The 17,590-nt window shown below is 70.7% G+C and carries 13 protein-coding genes and 1 pseudogene; 1 reads left to right on the top strand and 13 read right to left on the bottom strand.

The genetic code is table 11. The features are described 5' to 3' along the window. Nucleotides 1–8: 8 nt before the first annotated feature. The 10 genes from M4D54_RS02675 to M4D54_RS02630 form a co-directional block, all read right to left on the bottom strand. On the bottom strand, nt 9–593 hold the full coding sequence (locus M4D54_RS02675; protein ID WP_259890190.1) for a hypothetical protein: 585 nt from the start codon (nt 591–593) through the stop codon (nt 9–11). Further along, nucleotides 590–2,761: a prolyl oligopeptidase family serine peptidase gene (locus tag M4D54_RS02670; RefSeq protein WP_259890189.1), complete on the bottom strand. Its 2,172-nt coding sequence runs from the start codon at nt 2,759–2,761 to the stop codon at nt 590–592. The genes M4D54_RS02675 and M4D54_RS02670 overlap by 4 nt, the downstream gene beginning before the upstream one ends. Nucleotides 2,762–3,041: 280 nt before the next feature. Next, nucleotides 3,042–3,437: a monovalent cation/H(+) antiporter subunit G gene (locus tag M4D54_RS02665; protein WP_259890188.1), complete on the bottom strand. Its 396-nt coding sequence runs from the start codon at nt 3,435–3,437 to the stop codon at nt 3,042–3,044. Continuing rightward, complete coding sequence (locus M4D54_RS02660; RefSeq protein ID WP_259890187.1) at nt 3,434–3,694, bottom strand: monovalent cation/H+ antiporter complex subunit F; 261 nt, start codon at nt 3,692–3,694, stop codon at nt 3,434–3,436. The genes M4D54_RS02665 and M4D54_RS02660 overlap by 4 nt, the downstream gene beginning before the upstream one ends. Beyond that, entirely contained in the window at nt 3,691–4,176 is a 486-nt protein-coding gene (locus M4D54_RS02655; RefSeq protein WP_193865084.1) for a Na+/H+ antiporter subunit E, read from the bottom strand. Before M4D54_RS02655 ends, M4D54_RS02660 begins: the two co-directional genes overlap by 4 nt. After that, nucleotides 4,173–5,714 carry a monovalent cation/H+ antiporter subunit D family protein gene (locus M4D54_RS02650; RefSeq protein WP_193865083.1) on the bottom strand — a complete coding sequence of 514 codons (1,542 nt, stop codon included), beginning with the start codon at nt 5,712–5,714 and terminating at the stop codon, nt 4,173–4,175. Before M4D54_RS02650 ends, M4D54_RS02655 begins: the two co-directional genes overlap by 4 nt. Continuing rightward, the gene (locus M4D54_RS02645; protein ID WP_017823398.1) at nt 5,711–6,043 is read right to left on the bottom strand and encodes a Na+/H+ antiporter subunit C; all 333 of its coding nucleotides are present in this window, start codon (nt 6,041–6,043) and stop codon (nt 5,711–5,713) included. The genes M4D54_RS02650 and M4D54_RS02645 overlap by 4 nt, the downstream gene beginning before the upstream one ends. Further along, complete coding sequence (locus M4D54_RS02640; protein ID WP_259890222.1) at nt 6,040–9,129, bottom strand: DUF4040 family protein; 3,090 nt, start codon at nt 9,127–9,129, stop codon at nt 6,040–6,042. Before M4D54_RS02640 ends, M4D54_RS02645 begins: the two co-directional genes overlap by 4 nt. Nucleotides 9,130–9,555: 426 nt before the next feature. Then, entirely contained in the window at nt 9,556–11,688 is a 2,133-nt protein-coding gene (locus M4D54_RS02635; RefSeq protein ID WP_259890185.1) for a PhoX family phosphatase, read from the bottom strand. A gap of 258 nt (nt 11,689–11,946) precedes the next feature. Next, nucleotides 11,947–13,509 carry an LssY C-terminal domain-containing protein gene (locus M4D54_RS02630; protein ID WP_259890184.1) on the bottom strand — a complete coding sequence of 521 codons (1,563 nt, stop codon included), beginning with the start codon at nt 13,507–13,509 and terminating at the stop codon, nt 11,947–11,949. 104 nt (nt 13,510–13,613) lie between these two features. Here M4D54_RS02630 and M4D54_RS02625 point away from each other — a divergent pair. Beyond that, nucleotides 13,614–14,450: pseudogene (locus M4D54_RS02625) on the top strand (aldo/keto reductase). 69 nt (nt 14,451–14,519) lie between these two features. Here the strand turns inward: M4D54_RS02625 and M4D54_RS02620 are convergent. From M4D54_RS02620 to M4D54_RS02610, 3 genes are read right to left on the bottom strand one after another with little or no spacing between them, the layout of a single operon-like run. Next, nucleotides 14,520–15,284 carry an ATP-binding cassette domain-containing protein gene (locus tag M4D54_RS02620; protein WP_311199661.1) on the bottom strand — a complete coding sequence of 255 codons (765 nt, stop codon included), beginning with the start codon at nt 15,282–15,284 and terminating at the stop codon, nt 14,520–14,522. Next, nucleotides 15,281–16,480 (bottom strand): iron chelate uptake ABC transporter family permease subunit, encoded by a 1,200-nt coding sequence (locus M4D54_RS02615; protein ID WP_396121466.1) that lies wholly within the window; start codon nt 16,478–16,480, stop codon nt 15,281–15,283. The genes M4D54_RS02620 and M4D54_RS02615 overlap by 4 nt, the downstream gene beginning before the upstream one ends. 16 nt (nt 16,481–16,496) lie before the next feature. After that, nucleotides 16,497–17,498: an ABC transporter permease gene (locus M4D54_RS02610; RefSeq protein ID WP_259890183.1), complete on the bottom strand. Its 1,002-nt coding sequence runs from the start codon at nt 17,496–17,498 to the stop codon at nt 16,497–16,499. Nucleotides 17,499–17,590 lie beyond the last annotated feature (92 nt).

Here is a 17,590-nt window from a genome sequence, read left to right as displayed (position 1 = left end):
TGGTCCCCCTACGGCCTCCGGTCAGAGGGATTGACGCGCAACCGCATCAGACCAGCGATCGCGAGCCCGACGGAGACCAGAGCGCCCAACCCTCGCAGCACCGCCATGCCGATCGCCACGGCCTGCGGCAGTCCATCCCCTGAAGCACCGCTGGTGACGGCACCGGAGGCGACGGCCCCCGCGATGACCAGCAGCAGGGCGCCGGTGCGGGCCCTACCGGACGGCAGCCGCACGAAGGCGACGATTGCCACGATCATGCAGGCCAGTGCTACTCCGAGGGTTGTCAGCAGGATGACTACGTAGACCAGCGACAGTCCCAGCGCGATCCACTGTCCCAGGCTGCTCTCCACCAGACGCGGCAGCAGCCATCCCGCCCCCTCCACGAGACCATCCACCACCAGGAGCACCACCAGGATGACCCCCAGGCGGGACAGTGCTGTGACCGGTGCCGACTTCTCGACCGGTGGCGGAGTGCGCCCGTGCCACTGGCCCGCGTACTGCTGCTGCGGGCCGTGGCCCGGGGCGGGCGGCGGGCCGTAGCTCGGTTGGGGCTCGTGGCCAGGGCCGGGCGGCGGGGACGAGTACTGGCTCATGCGCTGGTCCTCAGCTCGAGCACCGGCACGTCCAGGGGGCTGAAGCCCAGCACCTGACCGTAGAACGACAGCGCCGCCTCGGTGGCGCGGATGATGCTGGAGGCCTTGCGGAAGCCGTGCTGCTCCCCCTCGAACAGGATGTACGCGTGCGGGATGCCCTTGGCGGCGAGCGCATCGCGCACCATCTCGGACTGGCTGGGCGGGACGATGCGGTCCTCGTCGCCCTGCATCAGCAGCACCGGCACCTCGAGCTCGTCCACATGGCTGAGCGGTGCGCGCTCCACGTACAGGTCGCGCCGCTCCGGGTACGGACCCACCAGCTGGTCGATGTAGCGGGACTCGAAGTCGTGGGTGTCCAGGCGGAACTGCTCCAGTTCGGCCACACCGAAGCTGGAGACCCCAGCGGCGAAGGTGCTGGTGCGGGTCAGGCACGCCAGAGTGGTCCAGCCTCCCGCGCTGCCGCCCTCGATCGCCAGGCGCTTCCCGTCGGCGATGCCCTGGGCCACCAGGTGGTCCATGACAGCGACGGTGTCGGCCACGTCCACCACGCCCCACTGGCCCTTGAGCCGGTCGCGGTAGGCGCGCCCGTAGCCGGTGGAGCCGCCGTAGTTGACCTCCACCACGCCCAGGCCACGCGAGGTGTAGTAGGCGACCGGCAGGCTCAGCACCGGGGGCACGTGGCCGGTGGGGCCGCCGTGGACGCGGGCGATGAACGGGGGCAGCTCGTTCTCGGGGCCGGTGAAGCACTCGTGGCGGGGGCGGTACACGATCGCGTGGACCACGCCACCGCCCGGCAGGGGCACCTCGATGGCCTCGCCGCGGGGCAGCACCGCCTCCTCGGGCGCGTCGGAGCGGGAGGAGCGCAGCAGCTCCAGGGGCGACAGCGAGGCCTCCGGGCCGTCGAGCCGTGCCAGGTGGAGGGCGGGGAACTCGGTGGGCGAGGCGCCGAGCAGCACCACCAGGCCGTCCTCGCGCCGCTGTACGGCATCGAACGAGGTCAGCGGGCATTCCAGGGCGCGCAGCTTGCCGGTGGAGACGGTGAGCACAGCGAGGCCGGTGGCGGCCCGACCGTACTGGACCAAGGCATGGTCGGTGTCGATCACCTGGTAGGACGTCGCTCCGATGCTCCACATCGGCTCGGCGAACTCCTGCTCCACCTCCAGCACCTGACGGGCGCCGTCGTCGGCGGACCACACCCACGGGTTCCACCAGCCGGACCGGTCGGAGATGAACATGAGGTGCCCGTCGTCGAGCCATTCGGGCTGCAGCACGGAGGTGGCGGTGTCCCCAGCGATCACCTCACCGGTACCGGCACTGCCGCTGATCAGTGGTGCCACGTGAAGCTCGGTGCCGTCCCACGGCATCTGCGGGTGCTCCCAGCTGATCCACGCCACGTGGGTGCCATCGGGGCTGAGCCGGGGGTGGGCCACGAAGCGGGAGGCGGGCGTGACGCGGCGGATCGCCGAGGGGTCCGCGGCGCCGGAGCCGTCCAGGGGCACCGCGGCGATGTAGCGCTCGATGTGCGGGGCGCCGTCCTCACCGGCCCTGGGGCCCTGCTCGCCGCCCGTGTGGTCCTCGCACACCCACCACACCTCCACGGTGCCGTCGGCGAGCGTGACCGGAATGGGGTCGGCCCAGCGCAGGGACGGGCCGTGGGCGCTGGGCACCTCGGGGCCGATGGGGGTGAGCGGGCGTGGCTCCTCGCCCTCGATGAAGGAGTACACGCGCTGATCGACGAAGTTCACGAACACCACGACGGGGCGGTGCTCGGGGTCGTGGGGGTTGTCGGAGCCGTCAGCGACGAGGTCGACCGCGGTGAGGGCCAGCCACGCGGCCCCGCCGTACTCGTGCACCCGGGAGCGGGCGCTGTACGGGGCGGGGAGCACGGTAACCGGTGCGGGGGCTTCTGCAGCGAGGGATTCTGCGACGGGGGCTTCGACGGCAGCCTCGCCCCCCGCAACTCCCTCGACGCCCCCACCAACGCCCGGAAGCGCCAGCGGACCAGGGGTGCGCACGATCGCTGTGCGTCCTTCCTCGGTGGCGATCCCCTCGGTCCACCAGACCTCGTTGCCCACCAGCCGGGGGGAGCCGAGCCGCGTACCGCCGGTAGCCAGCAGCTCAGCGCTGATCGGGGAGGGCCAGGAACCGTGGGGCAGAGTCGTCACCATGGCGACCAGGGTAGGTGACCTGAACCACCCCGGCCGCATCTCCAGCCCCGCATGGCGGGCCATCAACCCTGCCTGGAACCTCGACCCCACGTATAGCATCCTGGGTTTCGTTCCGCTTCCGCCTGGAGTTCCTGACCTGCGAGGAGCGGGAACAGATCGTCGGCCCCGAGAACGCCGCGACCACGCATGATCACGTGTCCCGCTCCCCGCACCACTTGATGGACAAGGCCCACGAGCACTGCTTGCCGGCTCATCCTCGCGGAGCGAACCAGGCCCGGCCTCAGCGATCCTCGCTGTGCGGCACCTGATCGCCCTCGCCGGGCGCGCGGGCCAGGTCCTGGGGGGCCGTGCGCGGATCCACCGGTGCGCCCGAGAGGTACGCGGCGCGGGCCAGCACGTTCGATGCGATCGAGGACACGATGATCAGGGCGACCACCGTGAACAGCGTTTTCAGCAGCGTCGCCACATCGAAACCGTCCACCCGGGTGTGCTCCAGGAAGGTGCCCAGCACGATCATGGGCAGCCCCAGGCCGGTGGCGGGCGAGAGCACGTTGACCCGGCTCAGGGAGTCGCGGGCGTGGAACATGGACAGCGCCGAGGTGAGCATCCAGAACGCGCCGCCCAGCAGCAGCACCGCCACCAGCGCCGCGAGCACGATATCGAGCACGGAGTTCATCGGCGCCCCCTGGTGAGGATGCGGGCCAGGGCCACGGTGGCGAGGATTCCCAGCACCGAGGCGATCAACGTGGCATCGACCGACACTGCCGACTCGTGGACCAGACCGATCACCGCGATGATGCCAATGGCGGAGAAGAACACCAGGTCACCGACCACGGCGCGGCTGGCGGCATCGGGAGCAGTGGCAACGCGGAACAGGCCCACCAGGATCGCAGCGCTCAGGATGGCAATGGTCAGCCACAGGATGACGCTCATCGCTCCTCCTCTCCGACGACGGGTTCGCTGGGTGCGACCTCGCGGTGCGGCCCCTCGTCGATGCGGCGGGCCGCTCGCCCGTCGGCATGGTCGGGGTCGGTGGTGCCGCCGGAGCCGCGCGCCGGGTCGTCCTGGGCGCCGGCGCGGCCGCGGGTGACGCGCAGCAGTCGGTCCTCCATGTCGGTGAGGTCAGCGAGCACCTGCTCCCGGGACTCGGCGAACAGTGCGTGGACGAACAGGCTGGGGTGCTCCGCCTCGGTGCCGTGGGCGGTGCCCACCACCAGCGTGCCCGGGGTGATGGTGATCGAGGAGGCCATCGCGATGATCTCGGCGTCGGTGGTGCATCGCAGCGGGAACTCCACGATCGCCGGGGAGGACTTCGTGCCGCGGCTGTAGGCGCCCTTGGCGACGTCCATGGAGCCCTTGACGATCTCCACCACGATCCACAGCACGTAGGTCAGGCCGTACCACAAGCGAATCATCCGCCCATCACCGCCTCCACATAGGTGCGGGCGTCCATCAGGTCGTGGGCGCCGGCGTCCACCGCGGGCAACAGTGCGCCGATGCCCACGAAGATGGCCAGGGACAGCGCGATCATCGCGGCACCGGGCAGCAGCATCCGCAGCGGGATGCGGTGGTCCGCGGGCAGCTCGACGGGGTTGCCGCGGCCGCGGGCGGGATCGTCGGGACGGTACACGGTCATGTCCTCGCCCCAGGCCATGCCGCGCCACATCCGCTGCAGGCCCAGCAGGGAGCCGACGGAGGCCAGCACGATCGCGATCAGCGCCGCCCAGCCCAGCACGATGTCACCGGCGGTGGCCTGCTCCGCAGAGGCCCGCATCAGGCCCACCTTGCCCCACAGGCCGGAAGTGGGTGGCAGGCCCACAAGGCTGAACAGGCCCACGGCCATCACGGCCATCACCCACGGGTCGCGGCGGGCCAGGCCCGAGATGTGGTCCAAGCGGCCGCAGCCGTAGGTGTGCTCGATCGCGCCCGTGGTCAGCAGCAGGCCCGACATGGTGATCACGTGGTGGACCAGGTACAGGATGCCGGCGGCGAAGGAGACCTCGGTCAGCAGCACCAGGCCCAGCAGGATGTGGCCCACGCCGGCGACCATCTGATGGCCGAGGGCGGTGCGGATGCGGTTCGATCCCGCCGTGGAGAAGGCGCCCACCAGGATGGTGGCGATCACCAGCACCACCAGCACCGACAGGAACGGCAGCCCGTCCGAGAAGGTGACCGCGGTGATGCGGAACATCGCGTACAGGGCGACCTTGGTGTGCAGCGCGGAGAACAGCGCCATGATGCCGGCCGAGGTGGCGGGGTAGGCGCGCGGCAGCCAGGAGTGCACGGGCACCATGCCGCCCTTGACGGCCAGCGCCAGCAGCACCACCGCGAGCGCCGCGGCGGTCACGGGGTCCTCACTGCCGGCGCCCTCCAGGGCCGCGATGTTCACGGTCCCCGCGGTGCCGTACACGAAGCCCACGCCGATCACCAGGACGGTGGAGGTGAGCAGGTTGACCAGCACGAACATGCGGCCGATGCCGAGCCTGCGCCAGGTGCCGGTCACGGCGATCAGGGCGTAGGAGGGCATCAGCATGACCTCGACCCACACGAACAGGTTGAACAGGTCGCCGGTCAGCAGGGCACCGTTGACGCCGGCGGTCAGCAGCAGCACCAGGGGCGGCACGAAGCGGTAGCGGGACTCCCCCGACAGCACCAGGAACACGCTGGCGGCCAGCGTGGCGATGCCAGTGACCAGCAGCATCAGGGCGCTCAGGGAGTCCGAGACGAAGGGGATCGCCAGGACGTCGGCGAAGCCGCCGACGGCGTGGGACAGCGGCGGCTCGGTGCGGTGGAACAGCAGCAGCCACAGGGCGCCCAGGATCATCACCACGGGCACTGTGAGCAGCGCGGCCACCTCGACGGCGTGGCGGCGCGCGACCACCAGCAGGCCGGCCCCCAGCAGGGGGATGACCACGAACAGGGGCAGCAGGGAGGGAGCGACAGCAGGGATCATGAGTCTCGCGTCTCCCCCGTCTCGGGGTGCTCGGCCATGTCGTCGTCACGGCCCAGCACGGCCAGGGTCAGCATGAAGATGGTGACCGCCATGGTGATCACGATGGCCGTGAGCACGAAGGCCTGCGGCAGCGGGTCGGCCATCTCGGGGCGGCCGGACACGTCGGTGAGCGGCTCGGCGCGCCAGCCGGGCACCCCGGCGGAGAGCAGGATGAAGTTGGCGGCATGGCTCAGCAGCGTCATGCCGAACACCACGCGCACCATGCTGCGCTGCAGCAGCAGGTACACACCGCCGGTCACCAGCACGGCCACGGTCAGGGAGATGATCATCGTCGTCCGACCTCCTTCGGCCTGATGCCGGAGGTGAGGTGGGAGGTGCGCACACCGACCCGGCGACGATCCGGCAGCGCCTCGCCACGGGTGGTCTCCAGAGGCCCGGGCAGCTCGCCCTCGACGGCCTCGTCGACACGCTCACGGGTGCCCTCCACGGCGTCCTCGGCGCGGGTGCCGCTGTCCACGCCCGATGGAGTGGTGGACGGGGACCCGCTGACGCCCAGCAGGTTGACCGCGATCATGACCAGGCCCAGCACTGCGAGGTACACGCCCACGTCGAAGATCATCGAGGTGGTCAGGTGCACGCCGAACAGGTATCCGTGCAGCGGCTCCAGGAACCCGCCCTTGAGATACCCGAGGAACCCGGCACCCAGGGCCACCACGATGCCGCCGCCGATCAGGTGCAGCGGTACGCGGGGCGGGCCGATCTGACGGTCCGAGGAGGTGGACAGGTACAGCAGCGCCACGATCGCCGAGCCCACCAGGGCGGCGATGAAGCCGCCACCGGGGGCGTTGTGGCCGCGCCAGAACAGCAGGGCGGAGATGACCGCGAGGATCGGGGCCACCACCCTCACCATCAGCTGCAGGGCGGCGGAGTTGCTCCAGGCGGAGGAGATGGCGCGGTGCGCGGCAGTGCCCGCCTCACGCAGCACGGGCTCGCGGTCGTGCTCGGCGCGCTCCACCGCATCGGCGTCGGGCGCGGGCGGCTCGACGGTGCCGGGATCGATGAACCTGTCGCGCACGCTGGAGAGCACCGCGACGATGGCCACCCCGGCCATGCCCAGCACGGACAGCTCGCCCAGGGTGTCCAGTGCACGGAACTCCACCAGGATCACGTTGACGATGTTGTGCCCGCCGGTGATCTCCTCGGCGTTGGCGATGTAGTACTCGGCGACCTCGCTGCGACCGCGGCGGCCCATGAACATGAACGTGCCTGCGCCGGCGGCCAGGCCCACCAGCACGGCGGGCACCAGGGCGCCGCGACGGCCGGAGCGGCCCGGGGCCACGAAGGTGCGCGGCAGGCGCTGCAGCACCAGCATGATCACGATGATGGTCAGCGACTCGACCAGCAGCTGGGTCAGCGTCACGTCGGGGGCGCCCAGCGAGAGGATCTGCACGGTGGCGAGGATGCCCACGGCCGACAGCGACACGGCCGCGCCGATCCGGTCCCGTCGCGTGCACACCACGAGCACGGCGGCGGTGATCAGCACCAGCAGCACCGCGTCGATCGGGCGGTTCAGGTTCGGCTGCAGGGGGGCGAGGTCGTCGAGCACCACGGCCAGGGAGCCCAGCAGCACCGTAGCGAAGGCGATCACGATCGCGGCCAGGTGGCGCATCGGGTCGTCGGAGGCGATGGGCCGCACCAGCACGGCCGCCAGCTTCTCCACGGCGCGATCCACCGCACCCAGCACCCGGGCGCCGTCGTACGGGAAGGGGCGATCCTCGAGGGCGGGGAGGATGCGGCGGCGGCCCAGTGCGATCAGGGTGCCCAGCACGATCACGCCGGCAGTGAGGGCCAGTTCCGGGGTCAGGCCGTGCCAGAAGGCCAGGTGGGGCTCCGCGCCCTCGATGCCCAGGGCGGATTCCACGGCCCGGCCGACGGGGGTGTCCAGCACCCCGACCACCAGCGCGAGCGGCAGGCCCACCAGGATCGGCAGGGCGGCGGGCCACAGCAGCAGCGGCTCGGGGCGGTGCACGTCGGCCGCACGGACGACGGCACCGGTCTCGTCGGCCCGGGCGTCGTCGGCGGGGTCGAGGGCGGGGTCGCGGCCGTCGACGAAGGCGCCCAGCACGATCTTGGCGCAGTAGGCGAAGGTGATCACGCTGGCACCGGCGATGCCGAGGGCCACCACCCAGCCGGTCCAGGCGGCGCCGGGGGCATCGAGCGCGCCGGTAAGCAGGGACTCCTTGGAGACGAAACCCAGCATCGGCGGCAGCCCGGCCATGGACATGCAGCCCAGAACGGTGACCACGAAGGTGGCGGGCAGGGCGCGCCACATCGCCGGCATGCGGCGCAGTTCGCGGGTGTGCACGGAGTGGTCGATGACGCCGACCATCATGAACAGGCCCGACTTGAACAGGGCGTGGGCGATGGTGTGCACGATGGCGGCGAGGATGGCCAGCTCGGTGCCCACCCCGATCACGGTGACGATCAGGCCCAGCTGGCTGACGGTCGAGTAGGCCATCAGCTTCTTCAGGTCCGACTGCTGGAGGGCCAGGAAGCCGCCCACGAACGCGGTGATCAGGCCCGCGACGATGAGGACCACGTTCCAGGCCGTCACGTCGTGGAAGGCGGGGCTGAAGCGCAGTAGCAGGAAGATGCCCGCCTTCACCACCGCGGCGGCGTGCAGGTAGGCGGAGACGGGGGTGGCGGCGGCCATCGCGTCGGGCAGCCACACATGGAAGGGGAACTGGGCGGACTTGGTGCAGGCCGCGAAGGCGACCAGCAGGGCGATCAGGGTGGTGAAGCCGTCTCCGGGCGCCCACACGTCCGAGGCGAGCACCTCGGAGACCGACGTGGTGCCCAGGCGCCACACCATCAGCGACACCGCGGTCAGCAGCGAGAGCCCGCCCAGGAAGGTGATCAGCAGGGTGCGCATGGAGGCCGCCTGGCCTGCTCCCCCGCTGCGGGCGATCAAAAGGAACGACGCGATCGAGGTGAGCTCCCAGGTGATGAACAGCAGCACCAGGTCGTCGGCCAGCACCAGGGTGACCATCGACAGGGTGAACAGGGCCATCACCAGCGAGAAGCTGAGCTGCCGCCCGGGGTCGAGGTAGCGGGCCGAGTACACGAGCACCACCGCGCCGATCACCAGCGCGATCATCGAGAACACGATGCCCACGCCGTCGGCCTGCAGAGCGAAGTCGGCCCCCCATGCGGGTGCCCAGGGGACGGAGAAGGCGGTGGTCGGATCATCGGTGCCGGCCAGCACGGCAGCCGAGGCGGGGATCAGTGCGCCGGCGGCGACGAGGTAGAGGACGGCCAGCACGTAGCAGGCGGCGCGGCCCATCAGCTTGTCGAGCACCGGGGTGAGAGCCACCGTGGCGCCCAGGCTCAGCACCGTCCACAGCACGGACACCATCACCACCCCCGAACAGGGCAGGAGGTGGCATCGTGGCGGGACATGGCCAGCATCTTATCGACTGGTCACAACCCGTCCCAAGACTTCTCCCAGTGATGAGGGGCACCGACGGCCAGGGCCTCCCTCGCGTGCGCGCGAGAGGAATAAGCCTCGGGGGGCGGTGCGGGGACAGTGCGGGCGCCTTGGCGAGCCACGGGGCGGGCGACGCGGGGGTGGCGAGGATCACTGCCGGGCGCACGCCCCCGGGACGGTCTCGCGGCGGGATCCCGCGGGACGCGCCCCCTCAGGATCCCGCAGCGCAGGGTTACGACAGGACCTCGCGGCACGGACCACCTCAGCACCCCTCGTCACGCGAGTGGAGCAGTTCGGTTGTTTCCAGCGTCGGGAAGCGACCGAACTGCTCCACTCATGACGGCGCGGGGTGGGTCAGCCCCGACCGTTCCCCTTGCCGTTGCCCTTCCCCTTGCCGTTCCCGTTCCCGTTGCCGCGGCCCTTGCCCTTGCCGGGCTTGGAGGGCATCACCTGGACCACCGAGGGCTTGGGGCCGGTGCCGTCGTAGTCGGGGAAGTACGAGGTGTGGGCGCCCCACTCGCCATCCTCCCCCGGGTGCTGCACGGAGACGAAGGCGGTGCGGTCCCGGTCGCGCACGATCGGCCCGCAGGTCTCGCCGTCGCGGGGGACGGACAGGAACTGCTCGACGCGGCCGCGGGCCTCGCCGTCCAGGGTCACGCGAAACAGGCCGTCGTTGTAGCCGATGCCGGCGGGCTGGCCGTCGGTGGAGATCCACAGGTTGCCCACCGAGTCGAAGGCCAGGTTGTCGGGGCAGGAGATCGGGGAGACCTGATCCTCGGGGAAGCCACCGAAGTAGGTGCCCTGATCGGTCTCCGGATCGCCGCACACCAGCAGCAGGTTCCAGGCGAAGGAGGTGGAGGTCTGGTCGCCCAGCTCGTCGATCTCGATCACATGGCCGTCGCGGTTGGCGGTGCGGGGGTTGGCCTCATCGGGGCCGGCGTTGGCGCCCACGCCGCGGTTGGAGTTGTTGGTGCAGGCCACGTACACGCGCCGGGTGTGGACAGAGGGCTCGACGTCCTCGCAGCGGTCCATCTTGGTGGGGCCCACGGCGTCGGCCGCGAGGCGGGTGTGGACCAGCACCTGCTCCACGGTGAAGCCGGGCACCTGGGAGGCCCCGTCCAGCACCAGGGGCAGCCACTGGCCGGTGCCGTCGAACGCACCGTCGGAGGGCAGGTCCCCGGAGCCGTCGATCTCGGCGGCCGGGGAGTTGCCGTCGAAGCGGGCGACGTACAGGTCGCCCTCCTCCAGCAGGGTCATGTTGTGCGCGCGATCGCCCTCGACGTACTTCTTGGCGGAGACGAACTTGTACAGGTAGTCGAAGCGCTCGTCGTCACCGGAGTAGGCGACCACGCGGCCGTCCTCGGCGATGATCACGTTGGCGCCCTCGTGCTTGAAGCGGCCCAGGGCGGTGTGCTTCTTCGGCGTGGAGGTGGGGTCCCAGGGATCCACCTCGACGATGTAGCCGAAGCGGTTGGCCTCGTTCCGGTAGCCCTCGTTGCGGGTGTCGAAGCGCTCGTGGGCGTTCTCCCAGCCGCGGGCGGTGGGGGCGTCGGCCAGCCCGTAGCGCTTCTCCTCGGCGGTGGTGCCGGGTGCGCGGAAGTAGGAGTGGAAGTTCTCCTCGCCCGAGAGCAGGGTGCCCCACGGGGTGAGACCGCCGGCGCAGTTGCCCAGGGTGCCCAGCACGTGGCGGCCCTCGGGGTCCTCGATGGTGGTGACCAGGTCGGAGCCAGCGGCGGCGCCGGTCAGCTCGAAGGTGTCCGACAGCAGGATGCGGCGGTTCAGCTCGGCCCCGCGCACGTACCGGTACGGGAAGTTGTGGTTCCTGCGCTCCAGCTCCACCACGGTCAGGCCGTGGGCCGCCATGCCCACCTCGATGACCTCCTCGGCGCTCATGGTGGGCGGAAACATGATGTTCTCGTTGGTGTACTCGTGGTTCACGAACATCACCGCGCGGCGACCGTTCGTGCCGGGCACCTCCTGGATCTCGGTGTAGTCGTTGTTGTAGCCGAACTGAAGGTTCTGCGCCTCGGCGCTCTGGGCGTGCCAGTCGAACTCCGGTGCGTCCTCGAAGATCGGGTCGCCCCAGCGGATGATCGGGTGCCAGGTGAAGCCCTCGGGAACGGTGAACTCGTCGGCCGCGGCGTCCACGGGTGCGATCGGGGTGAACACCAGCTCGGAGCCGTTCGGGGCGGCGTCGGGCCTGCCGCCCTTGCCCTTCCCGTTCCCCTTCCCGGGCTTGGCGGCGGCGGGGCCGTCCGCGAGGGCTCCCTGGGTGCCGGCCACGGCGATGGCGATCGCACCGGTGCCGCCGCCGATGAGCGCACGACGGGACAGGGCACCGGCGGCGATGTCGCGGAAGTAGGCGTTGGTGGAGGTGTTGCAGTCGGCACCGATGCACTGGTTGCCGCATTTGAGTGCGCAGGTCACCGCGGAGCGCTTGCCGCGGGTGTGGCCGTCCATGAGCAGGGGGAGGTTCAGACGGGGCATGGGAGGAGCCTTCGTGAGGAGAGAGCGCGACCGTGGCGGGCACGCTGTGGGGCGCGGCCGACGGTCCTCCTCGAAGATGACGGGTGCCTCACGCGACCGTGACAGGGACGTGAACGTCCGGTCTGGAGCCGGCAATGAGTCAGGAACCGGACGGCATGCTCGGACACAGGGGCACCCGGCCTCCCTCGCTCGCTCCGGGCCGCGCGGGCGCGACGAAGCTGGGCGGCTTGACCAGCACCCTCGGCACCGACGACTCCATCACCCCACGCTGCGAGGTGGAGCCCCGGAGGTGGAGTGGCGCGAGGACCGAGAGGGCAGGCGCGGGGTCTGCACCCACAGTCGGGAGGCGTCCGAGGTGATCGCCATGACGCCGAGCGCGGAGGCGCCGGCACCCACCAGCAGGGCATGGGCGGCGTCGCTCCCGGCGGTGGAGGCCACCAGCAGGCGCAGCACCGCATCGGCGGTGAACAGCGCCATCAGGCCCACGCGGGCCCAGCGGCTGCGTCGGAACACCCCGATCACCAGCGCGACGAGCGCTCCCACGAACACCGAGACCTGGATCAGCTCCGTCGGCTCGGGGAACACCAGGAAGGCGTCGGCGAACAGCATCGAGAGGTCCTCCCCCAGTGCCCGGGCCACCCATTGGGCGATCACCGGGATCGTCTGCAGCAGCACCAGGGCGGCGGTGAAGACGACGGTGGGCGGCGGCAGGTGGTGGTCGGCCGCGCCGGAGATGGTCTCGTGCAGGTCGTCGAGGGTCTCGTGCCAGGCACCGGCCAGGTCGGGGCGGGTGGCAGGCTGCCGCCCGCTCGCGTCGGAGCGCAGCCGCAGTGCCCTGTGGGCGGAGGAGACGGCGCGGGCCCGCCATACGCTGGTGCCGGTGGGCCGGTGCCGCTGCAGCATCATCGCGGTGGCGCCGTCGGAGCGCGCAGCGGCCCCGGCCACGTCGATGATCGGCAGGTCGCCGTCGGTGCGGATCCGGTCGCCCTGGCCGTTGCGGTGATGGTAGGCGGCGGAGAACTCACGGATCACCTCCACCTGCACCCGGGGGTCGGCGTAGCGCACGGTGTCGATCACGTAGTCGCGCTCCACGTCGATGTTCTCGTCGATGCGGTGGGTGAACTGGAGGGTGAAGAAGGAGAAGCCGACGGCGCGGTCGTAGGTGCCGGCGGCCAGCCAGTCGGCCCGGTACCCGCCGGGCAGGGAGAAGCTGCGCGGCATCCTCCAGAAGCGCACGTGGTGGCGCTTGGCGGTGGTGCCGCCCACTTCCTGCTGGTACGTGAAGTCGTGCCGCCGCCCCATCAGGAACAGGTCCGAGACGGGCGCCTCCGGGTAGGAGCGGCGCAGCAGCGTGGCCCGCACCATGTCCCAGGCCGAGCCCACGGTGCGCTCCTCGGCGAGCACCCAGCCGGCCCGGCGCATGGCCACGTGCAGATCGGCCTCGTCGCCGTCGAAGGCCAGGTTGATCGGGTCCGACAGCACGCCCTCGACGGTGCGGGTGCGGCCGATGAAGTAGTCCGGCAGGTAGATCCAGGTCATCAGCTGGTGCAGGCGGGGCAGCGCGATGTACGTCAGCAGCAGCCAGAAGCCCACCAAGTACAGCATCCGCACCGGGGTGAGCGAGAAGCCCTCCAGCAGGTACAGGCCGGCCAGCCACACCGACAGCACCAGGCCCGCCACGATGAACAGGGTGTCCAGCAGCCCGTACAGCTCGAAGCCGCCCCGGATCGGGGCGTGACCGCGCTGGTGGTCGTAGTGCGGCTGCTCGGCGGGGACGGGCCGGTCCAGCGGCGCCAGCCGCGGCTGCCGGGCCGGGGTCATCGCGCCACCCCCGGGCGGGCCGGATGCGCCGCCGCCTGGGCACCGGTTCGGATCATGGGGCCATCGTAGGGTGGTCCGCAGCGCTCGAGGATCCGGAGGAGACCATGCCCGCCAGCCCCACTCTCACCTTCCACGACGGCCGTTCCATCCCCCAGCTGGGCTACGGCGTCTACAAGGTCGACTCCGACGTCGCTGCCGACGTCACCGGCCAGGCCTTCGCGGCGGGCTACCGGCACGTGGACACCGCGAAGCTCTACGACAACGAGGAGGGCGTGGGCCGGGCGGTCCGCGATTCCGGGCTGCCGCGCCAGGAGCTGTTCGTGACCACCTAGCTGTGGAACGACGCCCACCGCTTCGACGACGCGATCGCCGCCTGCGAAGCGTCATTGGAGCGCCTGGGCCTGGAGTACGTGGACCTGTTCCTGATCCACTGGGCGCTCCCTCAGCAGGGTCTGTACCTGGAGGCGTGGAAGGCGCTGATCGAACTGCAGCGGCGCGGCCTGACGCGCTCCATCGGCGTCTCCAACTTCCCCCTCCCCCAGCTGGAGGAGATCATCGAGGCCACCGGGGTGGTCCCGGTGATCCACCAGATCGAGCTGCACCCCTACTTCCAGCAGCGGGAGCTGCGCGCCTTCCACGACGAGCACCGGATCCTCACGCAGGCCTGGGGGCCTCTGGGGCAGGGCAGGAGCGATCTGCTGGAGAACGAGGCGATCACCGCGATCGCCCAGGCGCACGGAGCCACCCCCGCCCAGGTGGTGCTGGCCTGGCACCTGGCGCGCGGGATCGTGGCGATACCGAAGTCCGTCACCCCCTCGCGGATCGTGGAGAACCTGGGATCGGTGCAGCTGCGCCTGGACGAGGGCGAGCTGGTGCGGATCGACGAGCTGGACCGCGAGGACGGCCGCGCCGGCCGCGACCCTGCTGACTCAGGGCACTGAGACACTGCCCTGTCAGGCAGCTCCGCTCGGGCGAGGCGGCCGCTCGCGCCTGTCCCAGCGGCGGCGGCCTCAGTAGTACACGGCCAGCGGCCCGTTGGGTCCCTGGACCACCTGCACGGGGGTGTTGAACACGCGCGAGAGCACGGCGCCGTCCATGATCGTCTCCACCGGGCCGTGCTCGACCACGGCGCCGTCCTTCATCGCGATGATGTGGTCGGCGTAGTGCGCGGCGAAGTTGATGTCGTGAAGCACCACCACGATGGTGCGGCCCAGCTCGCGGGCGGCATCGCGCAGGCGGCCCATCATCTGCACGCTGTGCTGCATGTCGAGGTTGTTCAGCGGCTCGTCCAGCAGCACGTACTCGGTGTCTTGGGCCAGCACCATGGCCACGTACGCGCGCTGCCGCTGACCGCCGGAGAGCTGGTCGAGGTAGCGGTCCTCGAGCTCCTCGAGGTTCAGGAAGTCGATGGCCTCGCTGATCTTCTGCTCGTCCAGGGCGGTCAGGCGCCCCTTCGAGTAGGGGAAGCGGCCGAACCCCACCAGCTGCCGCACGGTGAGGCGAGTGATGAAGTGGTTCTCCTGGCGCAGCACCGAGAGCACCTTGGCGAGGTCCTTGGAAGCGGTGGAGGACACGTCGTACCCGGCCACCTCGATCGCGCCCTCGTCGATGCCGAGCAGGCGCCCCACCATGGTGAGCAAGGTGGACTTGCCGGCACCGTTGGGCCCCACCAGGGCGGTCACGCCGCCCGAGGGGATCTCGATGGAGACCGGGCCGATCTCCACGGTGCCCGAGCTTGAGACGTACCGCTTGCGCACGGTGTCGATGGTGATCACAGGCGCCCCTTCCGCATGATGACGGCGAGGAACACGGTCCCGCCGACGAGCTCGATGATGATGGAGACGACTCCCTGGGCGTAGAACACGTGGTTCATCACGAAGTACGCCCCGGCCAGCACCACGAAGCCCATCAGCACGCCCACGGGCAGCAGGCGGCGGTGGTCGTGGGTGCCGGCGGCCTGGTAGGTGAGGGTGGCGACCAGGAAGCCGAAGAAGGTCATGGGTCCGATCAGGGCCGTGGAGACCGCCATCAGCACGGAGACCAGCACCAGGGTGTAGATGGTCTGGCGTCCGTGGTCCACCCCGATGTTGATGCACACGTCCCGCCCCAGGGCGATCACGTTGAGGGTGCGGGCGTTCAGCCAGATCAGCACCCCGGCCGTCAGGCACAGCGGGATCGCGTACGGGAGGTACTCGACCTCCGCGTTGGTGACCGAGCCGAACAGGCGGGCGGTGAGCACGTCGAACTCGCTGGGGGTCAGTAGGCGCTGCATGAAGGAGGAGACCGATCCCAGCCCCCCACCGATGATGATGCCGATCAGCAGCATCACCTGCATGTTCGCGTAGCGCCCGCGCAGCAGCCAGCCGTACAGCAGCACCGACAGTGCCACCATGATCGCCACCTGCGCGAGGAACTGCCCGGCGCCCTGCAGGGCCACCACCCCGGCCACGCCCAGGAAGTAGATGGTGCCGGTCTGGATCACCGTGTACAGGGACTCGAAGCCCATGATCGACGGGGTGAGGATGCGGTTGTTGGTGACGGTCTGGAAGGCGATGGTGGCGGTGGCCTGGCAGAACGCGGCGATCAGCATCACCAGCAGGGAGGTGGCGCGCAGCTCGGCGATCAGCCAGAAGCCGCGGGAGCCGGGCGGCATGGGGTTGTCCACGGCGAGCAGGCCGAAGCCGAAGGCCAGCGCCAGCACCGCCAGTCCCGCCACCACGATCCAATAGCGGCGCCGGGATGAGGCACCCGGGAACGCCCCGGAGCTGCCGCGGGTGCGCGCGGCACCGGCCCCTGCCCCGGCCGATGTCCCGGCCGCTCCGCCTCGGTCCTTGCGGCGCGCAGCCCAGCGGTTGCCCTGGCGGGAGGTGGGCGCGCCCATCGCATCCAGGTCCACCGCGGTGTCGGTGGGGGCGGTGGAGACGTCGGCCGCGCCGTCGGCGGGCGGGGACCCGAGGCGGCGCGGGTTCATGGGGTACGGGTCGCGGTCAGCCACGGCGACGCTGCCTGAGGATCATGGCGATGAACACGGCCGCGCCCACGATCCCCAGGATCAGGGAGACGGGCACCTCGAACGGCATGATGATGGTGCGTCCGATCAGGTCGCACACGGTGACCACGGCGATGCCTAGCAGGCACACCCAGGGCAGGTTCGAGCGCAGGTCGTCCCCGCGGATCATGGAGACCACGTTGGGCACGATCAGGCCAAGGAACGGCAGGCTCCCCACCACCACGGTGACCACACCGGTGGCGATGGCCACCAGGCCGGTGCCCAGCAGCACCACCTGCTGGTAGTTCACGCCGACATTCGTGGCGATGTCCTCGCCCAGGCCCGCCACGGTGAGGCGATCGGCCACGAAGAACACCGCGACGCCCACCGCCAGCACGATCCACAGCACCTCGTACTGACCGCGCAGCACGGAGGTGAAGGACCCGGCGAACCACACGCCGAGGTTCTGCAGGGCGTCGAACTGCAGGGCCACGAAGCTGGAGATCGAGCTGACCACCGCGCCCAGCATGATGCCGATGATCGGCACGATCAGCGAGCTGCGCAGCGTGACCCGTCGCAGGAACACGAAGAACACCATGGTGCCCACGAACGCGAACACGATCGCCACCACCATGCGGGTGAGGATCGAGGCCGACGGCGCCGCGATCATCACCAGGATCAGCCCCAGCCCCGCCCATTCGGTAGTGCCGGTGGTGGAGGGCTCCACGAAGCGGTTCTGCGTCATCAGCTGCATGATCAGCCCTGACATGGCCATCGCGGCACCGGCCAGCACCAGGGCCACGGTGCGGGGGATGCGGGTGATGGCGAACATCTGTCTGCCGTCCTCGGCACCGAACACGTCGTACACCCCGGTCAGCAGGGAGGCGACCAGCAGGGCGCCCACCACGGCGATTCCGATCAACAGCTTCCAGTCGAGGAGCTTCTCGCGCCCGCGCCTCCTTCCGGGGGGAGCGTCGGACGTGGTGGTGGCAGTAGACATCAGGGCACCTGGCAACGAGCGGGACGGGGGCGGACGCACCGCACGGGGGGGGGGGGGGCGGGGGGGCCCCGCGGGCGCCCCCGCGGGGGGGG

Source organism: Brachybacterium sp. p3-SID1565, assembly GCF_025143785.1.
Classification (GTDB): domain Bacteria; phylum Actinomycetota; class Actinomycetes; order Actinomycetales; family Dermabacteraceae; genus Brachybacterium; species Brachybacterium epidermidis.
Note: the sequence above shows the minus strand (reverse complement) of the source record. Positions and strands in the feature narration are given on the sequence as shown.